The organism is Photobacterium japonica, assembly GCF_050337005.1.
GTDB classification, from domain to species: domain Bacteria; phylum Pseudomonadota; class Gammaproteobacteria; order Enterobacterales; family Vibrionaceae; genus Photobacterium; species Photobacterium japonica.
Genome location: NZ_JAKJSN010000023.1, coordinates 31,352 through 44,077, shown reverse-complemented (window position 1 = coordinate 44,077; position 12,726 = coordinate 31,352). Strand labels below are relative to the sequence as shown.

At 46.3% G+C, this 12,726-nt stretch carries 11 protein-coding genes; 3 read left to right on the top strand and 8 right to left on the bottom strand.

What is annotated here, in order from left to right; translation table 11 throughout:
• Positions 1-72: 72 nt before the first annotated feature.
• Together malE and L4C36_RS10430 are read right to left on the bottom strand one after the other, a co-directional pair.
• On the bottom strand, positions 73-1,257 hold the full coding sequence (malE, locus tag L4C36_RS10435; RefSeq protein ID WP_428477743.1) for a maltose/maltodextrin ABC transporter substrate-binding protein MalE: 1,185 nt from the start codon (positions 1,255-1,257) through the stop codon (positions 73-75).
• A 156-nt stretch (positions 1,258-1,413) separates the two neighbouring features.
• Positions 1,414-2,613 carry a potassium/proton antiporter gene (locus L4C36_RS10430; RefSeq protein WP_428477742.1) on the bottom strand — a complete coding sequence of 400 codons (1,200 nt, stop codon included), beginning with the start codon at positions 2,611-2,613 and terminating at the stop codon, positions 1,414-1,416.
• 344 nt (positions 2,614-2,957) lie between these two features.
• Here L4C36_RS10430 and L4C36_RS10425 point away from each other — a divergent pair, with 344 nt between their 5' ends.
• Positions 2,958-3,149 (top strand): hypothetical protein, encoded by a 192-nt coding sequence (locus L4C36_RS10425; protein ID WP_428477741.1) that lies wholly within the window; start codon positions 2,958-2,960, stop codon positions 3,147-3,149.
• Between the two features lie 136 nt (positions 3,150-3,285).
• On the opposite strand, the gene L4C36_RS10420 is transcribed toward L4C36_RS10425, so the two are convergent.
• The 3 genes from L4C36_RS10420 to L4C36_RS10410 all read right to left on the bottom strand — a co-directional run bounded on the left by L4C36_RS10420 (position 3,286) and on the right by L4C36_RS10410 (position 5,341).
• Positions 3,286-3,678: a hypothetical protein gene (locus tag L4C36_RS10420; protein ID WP_428477740.1), complete on the bottom strand. Its 393-nt coding sequence runs from the start codon at positions 3,676-3,678 to the stop codon at positions 3,286-3,288.
• Between the two features lie 112 nt (positions 3,679-3,790).
• Entirely contained in the window at positions 3,791-4,087 is a 297-nt protein-coding gene (locus L4C36_RS10415) for a hypothetical protein (protein ID WP_428477739.1), read from the bottom strand.
• A 102-nt stretch (positions 4,088-4,189) separates the two neighbouring features.
• A complete protein-coding gene (locus L4C36_RS10410; protein WP_428477738.1) occupies positions 4,190-5,341 on the bottom strand; it encodes an iron-containing alcohol dehydrogenase in 1,152 nt (383 codons plus the stop codon).
• A gap of 565 nt (positions 5,342-5,906) precedes the next feature.
• Between L4C36_RS10410 and gfa the strand changes: the two genes are divergently transcribed.
• Both gfa and L4C36_RS10400 read left to right on the top strand, forming a co-directional pair.
• Positions 5,907-6,473, top strand: a complete 567-nt coding sequence (gfa, locus tag L4C36_RS10405; RefSeq protein WP_428477775.1) for an S-(hydroxymethyl)glutathione synthase — start codon at positions 5,907-5,909, stop codon at positions 6,471-6,473.
• Positions 6,474-6,770: 297 nt separating this feature from the next.
• Positions 6,771-7,919, top strand: coding sequence for an S-(hydroxymethyl)glutathione dehydrogenase/class III alcohol dehydrogenase (locus L4C36_RS10400; protein WP_428477737.1), 1,149 nt, complete (start codon positions 6,771-6,773; stop codon positions 7,917-7,919).
• Positions 7,920-8,046: 127 nt separating this feature from the next.
• Here the strand turns inward: L4C36_RS10400 and L4C36_RS10395 are convergent, their stop codons facing one another.
• The 3 genes from L4C36_RS10395 to L4C36_RS10385 all read right to left on the bottom strand — a co-directional run bounded on the left by L4C36_RS10395 (position 8,047) and on the right by L4C36_RS10385 (position 12,402).
• Positions 8,047-9,885: an alpha-amylase family glycosyl hydrolase gene (locus tag L4C36_RS10395; protein ID WP_428477736.1), complete on the bottom strand. Its 1,839-nt coding sequence runs from the start codon at positions 9,883-9,885 to the stop codon at positions 8,047-8,049.
• 122 nt (positions 9,886-10,007) lie between these two features.
• A complete protein-coding gene (locus L4C36_RS10390; protein ID WP_428477735.1) occupies positions 10,008-10,916 on the bottom strand; it encodes a MalM family protein in 909 nt (302 codons plus the stop codon).
• A gap of 181 nt (positions 10,917-11,097) precedes the next feature.
• Positions 11,098-12,402: a carbohydrate porin gene (locus L4C36_RS10385; protein ID WP_428477734.1), complete on the bottom strand. Its 1,305-nt coding sequence runs from the start codon at positions 12,400-12,402 to the stop codon at positions 11,098-11,100.
• Positions 12,403-12,726 lie beyond the last annotated feature (324 nt).

The window sequence follows — 12,726 nt, the reverse complement described above, 5'->3', positions numbered from 1 at the left end:
TCGTGACTGACTTTGCACGTACAAAAATGCGCAATCTCCGGGCGAAGATTGCGCAATCACTGTGTCTAAAATTTATTTACGGATCTGCGTTACCGCGGTATCCAACGCTTCTTTCACGGTTTGACGGCCTAGCAGGGCGTTTTCAATCGCCGCCCCTTCAGCAAACCAGTACGGCGTCATTTCCGGAATATTTGGCATGATCTCGCCGTTTTCTGCGTTTTGCATTGAAGCCGCAATACGGCTGTCTTTTGACAACTCTTGCTGGTAAGACTTCAGTGTCACCGCACCCAATGGCTTATCGTTGTTTACTTTTGCCAAACCTTCATCCGTGATCAGGTAGTTTTCCAAAAACTCCACCACCAAATCTTGGTTCGGACTCGCGGCGTTAATACCCGCGCTTAACACGCCCACGAACGGGTTAGATTTACCACCATTAAGGGTTGGGAAAACAGCAACGCCGTAGTTGATCTTAGATTTTTCAAGGTTACCCCATGACCAAGGACCGTTAATGGTCATTGCCACGTTACCTTTGTTGAATTCTGCTTCAGAAACCGCGTAATCCATGTCTGGATTCACGACGCCTTTTTTAGCCAAGTCCACCAAGAAGGACAGACCTGCCACGCCTGCTGCGTTGTTAAGGCCAATTTGAGTGCCGTCAAAACCGGTATCTGTTTTCTTGAACGCATAACCGCCGTTTGCAGAAATCATCGGCCATGTGAAGTAGGCGTTTTTCACATCCCACATGATGGCTTTCTTACCTTTTGCTGCCATGGCTTTTTCAATGGCGTACAATTCTTCCCACGCTTTCGGTGGCTCAGGCAGCAAATCTTTATTGTAAATCAGAGAAGGGGATTCAAGCGCAATAGGATAACCCACTAACTTGCCTTCGTACGTGACCGCATCCCAGCTGAAATCGACCAGTTTGTCTTTAAATTCTTGTGATGGTTTGATTTCTTTTAGTAGACCTGCTTTCGCGTAGCCACCGAAACGGTCATGTGCCCAAAAAATAACGTCTGGACCGCCGCCCGTTGCAGCAACTTGCTGGAATTTTGCTTCCAATGAATCCGGGTACTGAACCGTCACCGCGACACCAGTGTCCGCTTCAAATTGACGACCGACTTCAGCTAAACCTTCGTAGCCTTTATCACCATTAATCCAAATCAGGATTTCGCCTTCCTGCATGGCCGATGCTGCCATTGGAAAAGCCATCGCTGCAGTTAGGGTACACAGAGCAAAAGTTTTCGTTACACGCTTCATTCCATTCATCCATTGTGCTTGGTTTATATGCCCTCAAGGTACCTCCTACCCCCCATAATGAGCATCCTCCTTGCGCCTACGCCCCCCTCACCTTTCCGCTGACTTTGTGAATTTGAACACACTTCATGCGCCTTTCTTTATGCAGCTACGCTACATTCAGGTTTGCTTTAACCCCAAGCGATTGGCCAACGGCTCTATCGCCCAGCCTTGCAGTACGACCGATATCAACACGATAAAAAAAACGATATGCATAAGGGTTTGTGCTTGGGGGACTCCTGCTGATGCCGGGATCAGAGCAAAGACAATCGGCGTGGCGCCTTTTAAACCAATGGCGGCAATAAAGGTTTGTTTTTGCCATGACGCACGTCGAAAAGGCAGATAACACAGGAACACCGCCAGCGGCCGTGCAATAAGCATTAACAAGCATGCAGGAACAACCGCCAACAGCACATCGCCCACCATCGCCAGTGGGAAGAACTGTAGCCCCAGAATAATGAACATCAAGGCTTGCGCTAACCACGACACACTATTGAAGAAATGCTTACTGACCTCTCGCCCACGTTGAACCCCATTACCAATCACGACCCCAGACACATACGCGGCCAATAAGATATTGCCGCCCAGTAACTCACTGCCGTAGATGGCTATAACAAAACACGCCAAGATGAACACCGGTATCAAGCCGTATTCTTCTAAGCGATTATGGTTGAGTAACCACGCGCACAGCTTGCCAATTAACCAGCCAAATCCCATCCCCACCACAATTTGCTGGGTCAAGGTCAACAATAACGTACTGTAAGACACCGTCTGACCGCTTGATAACAGCATATCCGTGAGCATGATCACCAACACCAAGGCTACCGGATCGTTCGTGGCAGATTCAAACTCCAACACGGTATCCGTATTATCTTTTAGCTTGAGCTTTTTCGATTCCAGAATAGAGAACACCGCCGCGGCGTCGGTCGAGGCCACAACAGCGGCAAATAACAGGCACAGCAACAGATCAAGGTTGAACAAGAATGCGAGGCTGCCGCCTAAAATACCGGTCGTAAGTAAGACGCCAAATGTCGATAACAAACCGCCTTCTTTATAGGCGATGGCGATGTTTTGTTTTGACGTATTTAAACCGCCAACAAAAACGATAATGTTGAGTGCCATGGCACCAATGAAAGAGGTCACCGCAAGATTGTCATAAACGAAGTGCCACTCTCCATTGCCAAATGCCAGTCCAATCCCCATAAAAATCAGCAGCGAAGGAATGCCCAATGTTTTCGAAGGTTGATGAAGTAAGATACCGATCGCCACCAGCAACGCCATCCCTAACAACATGTATTCAATATTGATGCTTTCGACCATACAGCCCCCTTATTGGCTCTGTTTTTCATCAGTGCAGGGTGATTACATACCAACCTAGTAAAACTGACACTCTATAAAATTTTATAATGCGTAAACATTCAGTTAATACAGTCTAACAAAATAGAAATCTCGTCCCTGAATGGCCAGTAAACACAGGGAAGATCTTATAAAATCATGCATTTCTTGAGCCTTGGCTGATCTCAGCTACGCTTAAAAACAGAGGCTTAATACGGATTTTTATGATGGCACCTCAAAGCCTCTACGCACAACGGCAGATAACGACACTCTCGATGTTCAAGCATGGCAGGTTTCTGTCGCCAAACCATCGCAACAGGAGTACAACGATGAAATTAAAAGCACTATTGATCGCGTCTAGTTTTTTCTTTGCCAACATGGCGTTTGCGACTAATCATTGCACCTGGTACATCCAAGACCGAGGATGGTGCACCCCTTACTTCCCAGCCAGCAGCAGCCAACCCACCCCTCAGAAAAAAAACATAGACTGTGCACAAGTCAAACAATGCCAAGCCAAATAGTGGCCTATTATCAATGGGGGAACTTAGACACACCACACCCTGATAATAATGGCAGTCAACAGCATACATAATGGATAGACACAAAAAAGCCTTGAACTGGGTTCAAGGCTTTTTATTAACGGTAGATCACTGCCTATTATTTTACAGGCGCAAAGTCAGGCGCCGCTTTACGGTGTGCGGTGTAAATGGCTTCACCATCACTTTCCGCATCAAAAATCACATTCACGTCAGGAGAGAATAAAATTACATCGCCCACTTCAGCAACATATTTATTGCCTTCCATATCGCGCATGACAATTTTACCTTTCGTCACCACCTTGTATTCAACAGCATCATAGAAATATTCGAATTCGACACCAGGTGCCATTGTGAAATGACCAATCGTCAATTCAGCACTGTTATTGGTAACGGCCACTTCGGCCATATCACTTTTCAGTCCTTCGACGTTAAGCAATTTGCTTAAATCATTGAGTTTAAATGAGCCTGATTTAATTAGCGTGATACCGGGTTTATCTGTTAATGTTGCCATTTTATACTGCCTTATTATTCAATGAGGAAGGTACCAGCCAATGTTGAAACCTTCTTTCTGTTGTTCGGTTATTATTTACATTCAATATTGCGTGCGCGAATTTATAGTGCGATTAACGGCCGCTGCGATGAAAGATTGTATTTGATTCCATATCAGACGCTTCCACTCTTACTGAACGACTGGCATTCAATGACAAAGGAATAAATACGCGACCATGTTCATCTGTTGTGAACGATGCATCGTTAAGTTGAGGAACATTCGTCACCTTAACCGTTAATCCTGATACAGGTTGAGATTGCTCATTTGCCTGAACATAAATACCGCTATTAGTATCCGTGAGTTTAAGCACGGCTGCAGAGGCTGACATAGAAGTGATAAGTAACGTTGAAAGTGCTATGACTTTAAGCATGTTTGGTACCTACAATGATCGATAATTCATTTTGTGAACTCAGAAAGATCGCCATTGACGACCTTTCTGTTTCGTTCCGACAAGTTATTAGCTATCGTTTTATTACATACGCGCGTTGAAGATTGCGATGATCTCTTCCAGGCTAGCTTTACGTGGGTTCGTTAAAGAACAAGCATCATTGAGTGCATTTTGCGCCATAAATGCCAATTTATCTTCCGTTACACCCAGATCAGCTAAACGCTGTTTTGTGCCCACTTTTTCAGAAAGTGAATCAAGCGCTTCAAGGGCGGCATTAACGGCTTGCTCTTGTGTCATCGCTGATACGTCAACCCCCATTGCTTTCGCAATATCAACAAAACGCGCGGGTACTTGCTGTGCATTAAAGCGAGAGACTTCTGCTAGCAGGATGGCATTACACAATCCGTGAGACAGGTCATACACACCACCTAACTGGTGTGCCATTGAATGCACATAACCCAGCGATGCATTCGAGAAGGCCATACCGGCCAGATACTCGCCATACTGCATCGCATCACGGGCTGCACGGTTTTCACCATCATTAACCGCCGTCTCAAGATTTGCAGCAATCAATTCAATCGCTTTGATTGCTGATGCATCGGTAATTGGCGTCGCCGCTGTTGAAACATAAGCCTCTACGGCGTGTGTCAACGCATCCATACCTGTTGTTGCCGTAAGGAACGCCGGCATAGCCACCATTAACTCTGAGTCATTGACGGCAATGATTGGCGTAAAGTGTTTATCTACCACTGGATACTTTGTTTCATCTTCCTGATTGGTGATGATGGCAAACACCGTCATTTCAGATGCCGTACCTGCAGTCGTATTAACCGTAACAAGTGGCAATTGTGGCCTTTTCGAAAGGTGAACACCTTTTGAATAATCGCGAATATGGCCACCATTCGCTGCCACTAAGGCAATACCTTTCGCGGTATCGTGAGAGGAACCACCACCGAATGAAATAACAAAGTCACAGTGACTGCTTGCAAGGAGTTCAAGGCCATCCTCAATATTTTTTTCAGTCGGATTAGGCTGCACACCATCATAAATAACGAAGTCAAGGTGATGGGCTTTCAATTCAGCGGTTAGTTTGCTGACCAAGCCTACATCAACTAATACACCATCGGTCACAATAAGCGCTTTTTTCAATTCTTTTGATGCTAATTCAGCACCTAGAGATTGAATAGCATTTGGACCCATAAGGGTAACTGGTGGCATGTAAAACACATTGCTCATAATAAAGCTCCGTTAATTTAGAGTATTGGCTACTCACCGCATCAGCCATGAGTATTAAATAGGTGAAACAGGATTAGATATTTATTTCCGTCTAATCTGTATTGCTATGTCATATATAACGTGTTGTTCGTTGTGACTAGCGTATTTCGTTTCGATGGGGTCATCATAACCATTACCAATTAATGATCAATAGAAATAATAATTAAAACACTATTACCGCAGAGTAACAATCAAGGCAAACCATTAAATATCAATATATTAAGCATCAAACAAACAAGAAAAACCCACAAAAATGCACTCTAATCTCGGTAATAGACTTTTTAAGTGATTGATTTGTGTGTTTTTCAAACATAATGATTATTACTAATAAGTAAAAGTATTTTTTTAATTAACACAATTAYCAACCACGATGAAATAAATTATTATGTTCGTCATTGGCAGCAACAACTGTTAATCCCATAATCTTTTATCAAACGACTAAATACCATTGCTTTATATAACAGGGGATGTGAACAACATGAAAAAACAACTTACAAAGCTACTGACCTTTATGAAAGGAACAAAAATGAACGTGATTAAATTACACCCATCTATTGACCAAGGTTTTACAGCCACTCAAGAAGGGTTCAACGGTGGTGTATTAAACTGCAAATGTAAAACGAATAAGGTACGTGTTAAATTGACGGGCCAGACAGCACATAATCACGCTTGCGGTTGTTCTAAGTGCTGGAAGCCAGAAGGCGCTGTATTTTCTCAAGTCGCTGTTATTTCACGTGATAATCTTGAAGTCATTGCGAATGAAGACAAGTTAGCCATTATTGATGAAGCGGCTGCCATTCAGCGCCATGCATGTAAAGCATGTGGTACGCATATGTATGGCCGTATTGAAAATGGTGCGCACCCATTCTTTGGCCTCGATTTTGTTCATACTGAATTATCGGATGACAAAGGTTGGTCGGCGCCACAATTTGCGGCTTTCGTGTCATCAGTCATTGAAACAGGCACCGATCCTAAAGATATGGATGCCATCCGCGCACGTTTTGAAGCGCTAGGTCTACCTACGTACGACTGCCTATCTCCAGCGCTAATGGATGCCATCGCGACGCACATCGCGGCGCAAAATAAAGCATAAATTGCCCCCCATCATTTGGCTATGTTTGATAGCCAAATGATTTCGGCATGAAGGTGATGAGGTCGCTAAGTCATTTTAGCCCTCATTGCTCTACCGCTTCACGACTCATATAAGGTAATTAGTTTATTCGGCCATTTTTATTTTGATCGAAATATCAAATTTTTGTGATCCTCTATACTGATCCTCATGAAGCACTAAAGATAAAGAGAAAACGTAACTACGCTTATAGCGATTCCACACTTACCCTATTCATTAAGCTTGCTTTTCTACCGATAAGTGATTAATAAGGAAAAACCAATGGCACTTGATATCAAACCTGGTCAAACATCAATTAAATCAAAAGCAATGGTCGCCTGGGCTGCTGGCGAACCCCTTAAAATGGAAGAAGTCGACGTACAACTGCCTAAAGCCGGTGAGGTGCTGGTCCGCATCATTGCGACAGGCGTTTGTCATACCGATGCCTTCACATTATCAGGGGATGATCCAGAAGGCATCTTCCCTTCCATCTTAGGTCATGAAGGTGGCGGTATTGTTGAAATGATTGGCGAAGGCGTGACAAGCCTTGAAGTAGGCGACCACGTCATTCCGCTCTACACCGCAGAATGCGGCAAATGTAAATACTGCCTGTCAGGCAAAACGAACCTTTGCCAAGCCGTACGAGAAACACAAGGTAAAGGCTTGATGCCTGATGGAACGAGCCGTTTTTCAATTAATGGCGAAACCATTTTCCATTACATGGGCTGCTCAACGTTCTCTGAATACACGGTGTTGCCTGAAATTTCATTAGCCAAAGTCGCTAAAGAAGCGCCACTTGAAGAAGTCTGCCTACTCGGCTGTGGGGTAACCACGGGCATGGGTGCAGTGCTTAACACAGCGAAAGTACAAGCAGGCGATACGGTGGCGGTATTCGGTCTGGGTGGTATTGGGTTATCTGCCATCATCGGCGCACGTATGTCTGGTGCGAAAACCATCATTGGTGTGGATATCAATGAAAGCAAATTCGAGTTAGCGAAGCAGCTGGGGGCTACTGACTGTATTAATCCGATGAAATTCGACAAACCCATCCAAGAAGTGATTGTTGACATGACGGATGGCGGTGTGGATTATTCCTTTGAGTGTATCGGTAACGTTAACGTGATGCGTCAAGCACTTGAGTGCTGCCATAAAGGTTGGGGGGAGTCTGTCATTATTGGCGTGGCGGGTGCAGGCCAAGAGATCTCAACGCGTCCATTCCAGTTGGTAACTGGCCGTGTATGGCGTGGCAGCGCATTTGGTGGCGTAAAAGGCCGCTCTGAACTGCCTGAAATCGTCAACCGCTACATGGCCGGTGAGTTTGGCCTGCAAGAGTTCATCACTCACACCATGGGCTTGCAAGATGTCAACGAAGCCTTTGAGCTGATGCACAAAGGTGAGTCTATCCGTACCGTGCTTCATATGGATAAATAAAGCATTAACGGGCCTTCTGTTGAAGGCCTACCACGTTGCTCTCATGGTAGAGCGACTGACACAAAAAAGCCGCTATAACAGCGGCTTTTCCATTTAATAAGCTAACAGCGTTTCCATGCTTACCGATTTAATCTCGCTGCAAAATCAATGATGCGAGTGGTGCGAGCGTCAACGGTAACGTCCCTACCCCGTTTGTCACAGTTAGCGCGGCTTTCACCTCACCATACAATTGTTCAGTCAACACATACTCGCCATCGCTAAGCTGCCATGCATCAATCACATTCGCTGGTAAATGAAGGTTCAATTTCCCTTTTTCATCCCCTGCAACGGGTGCATCTGCAAAGTTTGCCACCACTAACAAGTGCTGATCGGCATCATAACGGGTGAAGGCAAACAGCTTGTCGCCATAGTACGGGGTGTGTTCACGGTTATAACGGTGGATCTCTTGGTATTCTCCCATCAAGGCTGTGCTGGACAGGGTAAATGACAATAAACGCTGATAGAAATCACGCAGCGCTTTTTCATCCTCCGTCAGTTGTCCGCCATCAAACGCACCGTTATTCATCCAACGTTGATGATGTGGCACACCGGCATAGTCAAAAATAGTCGTACGGGATGGCTGACCAAACCCCGCCATTTCTGCGCCAGGCTCTCCGACTTCCTGACCAAAATACACCATGGTTGGCGAGGTACTCAACGCGGCAGAAACCAACATGGCAGGCTTGCCTTTATGGGCACAACCGGCAAATTCAGGGCTCGCAATACGCTGCTCGTCATGGTTATCCAAGAAATGCAGCATATGATGTTCAATATCCATCAACTGCGCTTGCACATCCACCAGCGCATCCGTGGAACCGTGCCCTTGCATAATCCCTTTCAGGGTGTCGTACAAATCGACCTTGTCATACAAGTAATCCATCTTCCCGAGTTGAATATAGTCGCGGTACAAATCCGGCTGGTACACTTCCGCCATCAAAAACGCATCCGGATTAGCCTGCTTGATGGACGCATTCATGAAGCTCCAAAACTCAACAGGCACCATTTCGGCCATGTCGTAACGGAAACCGTCAACGCCCATCGCAATCCAATACAGCGCAATGTCACGGAATTTCAACCAGGAATCCGGCACGCTCTTATCTTGCCAGAAGGCAACATGCTCGACATGGCCCAATGTACGGTAAGCTTCAGGCAAGGTATCAAAATCTTTCGTGCCATCGGGGCGCACACCGTAATTCACCTTAACCGTTTCATACCAGTCATCGAATATCGGTTTCGCCAAACGTGAACCATTGCCCGTCCATTTAGCCGGAAATTCCTGATACGGCGTTGCCAGATCGGCATGTGCGTCGCCGCCAAGGGGCTGATAGCCGTTCTCAGCGTCGGGCAACTGAAACGCTTGGTCCGGAATGTAGTAGAAATTATTGTCACGGTGGTATTCCACCGCCGTGTTATCACGCGCACCAAAATCTTCCACGCCCTCAGGGTTACTTAACCCTTGATAACGGCGGGCAATATGATTGGGCACGATATCAATGATCACCTTTAGGCCATGTTGGTGACTGCGGGAAATCAACGCCTGAAACTCTTCCAATCGACGGGCAGGATCCACCGCCAAGTCAGGGTTCACGTTGTAGTAATCTTTCACCGCATACGGCGAACCTGCTCGGCCTTTCACCACGGCAGGGTGATCGCTTTCAATCCCAAAAGCGGTGTAATCCCCCACCAAGGCATGATGTGGTACACCGGTATACCAAATATGAGTCACACCCAAGTCTTTGATCGCCGCCAGCGCGGTATCAGTGAAATCATTGAATTTCCCTACGCCGTTTTCGGCCAACGTTCCCCACGGGCGTTGCATTGACTGGGTATTGCCAAACAAGCGCGTGAACACTTGATAAACGACGGCTTTGCCTGCGGCTTCCCTTGCGAGAGGCTCCGATGCCTTGGTTACTGCTACTTCTGTCATGATGGGTCTTCTCTATCCCTGTTAAAAAGGCAGACACGGGTCTGCCTTTCCTTTCTATTATGATGTTGTTGTCTTTTATTGCTGCTTAATAAAGGGTAGCGGCCTAATTGCGCGCTCCCTTATCAACGCTTAATCAATTGTAAAAACACCGCTTCAGCACTTGGCGATCCCGCACGTTTGGCTTCTTCCATCAAGGTCAGCGCTTTTTTCATGTCATTGTTATCGACGGCGGCTTTAATCTGCTGATTATAAAACGCCTCGCTTTCTGGCAGCATGGTCACGCTCGATGCCGCGGGTGTATTCCCCGTGATAACAACCGGGGCTGCCGTCACTTTCGCGGGTGCATGATCTGCGACGGGATTTTTCACTGCAGGTACTACCGCAGGTGTAGCGGGTGCCGTCACGCGGAAAGATCGCATAGCTAATGGCTTAAGGTCTAACTCCAGCGATCCAAACGTCGAGTGTTGGATAACCGGGTCGGCCACCATTGGCCGTGCTAATCCTAATTCTTCGGCACGCACGCGCTCAGGATGAGGGATTTGAATTTCACCCTCTCGGTAATTTTTTGGTGAGTAAATCACCATGTATGGTGTGGTTTCTCGATCCATCACAACGCGATCTTGATAACTGGCAAGATGAAACATGTCAGACAATTTCACATCAAAGTCATCCAAGGTGATCGTTTCTACCACCTCAAATTGGGCATTCAACAACAGCACTTTCGGCGCAAACACGCCAGCACTGCGCATCCAGCTTTTTATGTCGACCTGCATGCGTTCAACATTATCTGGCAAGGCAAAAGCGGCGAAGTAACTCTTGCCATCAACAAACTCGCCAATTTGCGAGTGAGCATCAAGGGTGACATCAATGCTTGTTCCATCCAACGGGATCCACGCAAATTCACTGAATGCGGTACAACATGCCGCTTGTGAGATCGTGACATCTTTTACCGTTTCGACTGTGGGTGAAGCCGCGCAGCCAAGCAATGTTGCAGCCAATAAGGCAGCCAATGTGGTTTTCATCATCTTCATGTTGTTCTCCCTACCCTTCTCGGATGGTCTTTCCCAGCAAAACATGTGCGCTGGGGTACGGGGGTAATTGGTATATGTCTATAGACGCGGTGACAGTATCGCCCACAGAGATATACCGCTTATCCAACTGAACCTCTAACGGAAAAAGGCAGCCCGAAGGCTGCCTTGATAGAAATGTGATTTAGAACCAGATTTCTGCGTGAACACCGAAGATTGTCTCGTTGTCACCGTCTTTAATGCCGATGTGCTTCGCACTGGCAGCATCGTCAGCAATGATGTGGCTAACATAAGGCTTGATCTGTGGACGACCAAAGTAGTCAGCATTCACGGTAAATACCGCTGCCACTTCACCGTTGAGGATTTGGCTTTCTACTGCATCGCCTGTACGGCCCCAGTAACCTTCTTCACCGTTCTCGTAACCGTATGACGCCGTGAATTCCCAACGGAAGTTGTCGTTCACTTTGTAACTTGGGCGAACCGCAATCAGACCGCGCTGTAGATCTTTCGCACCGAACAGGGTATCCAACGCTTGGAACCACGTGATTTCAGAACCCATCTGCCAGTTGCTGTTGAATGTCGCAACACCGTATGTAGAGAAGAACAATGACTCGCCTGAATCTTCCAATGTGCTCCAACCACCAAAGTTTACACCGCGGTTAGACGCTAGGCCCTTACCGTATGCCAACGCAGTTTGTGAGAAACCGTTGAAGCCATAGTAGTCACGGTTATAGGTAATCGATGCGCCAATGCCGTCCTCTGCCGGGTCTGAACCAACCACAGGATCTTGATTTGCACGGTGCATCAACTTCATATCAAAATCGAAGCTTCCGCCTAGGCCTTTCACACCGTAGTAATAAAAGTCGAGAGAGCTAACCGTCGTACGGTCACCGTCAGCAGGGCGATCAACTGCACCCGCTTCTGGATCGGCCGACACTAAAGCAATACCACCGCGTTGGCCATCATCAAATTTGGTTTCAAAACCCAAGCCAGTACCTGAAGACTGCTTCCAGAATTCACCCGACATGCCACTCGCAGAACGGTTTAGGAAACGGCGACCAGCCCAAATTTCAGAGTCAGCAGGCAGGTAAGGCAAGTTACCCAGCAACACAAAAGATTCTTTAATTTCAAACTGTGCAACGGTATTCTTTTTCTCTGCACCAGAAGAGGTGTAATAGAATGAATCACCGTTACCGTATTCCGCACGTACAACAAAATCACTGTACACGCCGTTTGCAAATTCAGTGTGTTTTTTCAGTACAAATTCTACCTGCGAACTACTTTTACCGAAGGTACCTGCCGTTTTATAATCGCCTTTACCGAATTCGTTATCAAATGACTGGCCGTCGTTCATACGGTAGTTCATGGAACCATAACCGTGGATTTCCCATCCATCAGTCAACACATCAGTGGCAGATTCAGCAGCTACGTTGTATGAAGTGAGCGCGGTAAGAAGAGCCGCTGCTACAGGTACTAACTTGTGTTTCATAGGAATGTCCCTTTAATTTTATTGTTATCTCGACGGCTATCTCGCTGTCTTTTCGGAGCCTATATTCAGGGCAGGTACAGCTTCCTACATCCTCCTGATACAGGGCGTAGACAGGAGGATGATGGGGGCGTAGAAAAAAAGGAGGAGGAAGGTTTCGTGATACGCCTCACGAACGTTAGGCGTACACCTGTAATAAAACTACGAAACGTAACGAAAAAATAAGAGTTCTATCAACAAATCACTTTCAAGCTGACAGAAAACATAACTGAATTTTTTTTCATTTATTTTTGAAATAAATGATTACTTGACTGGGCGAATTTTCGC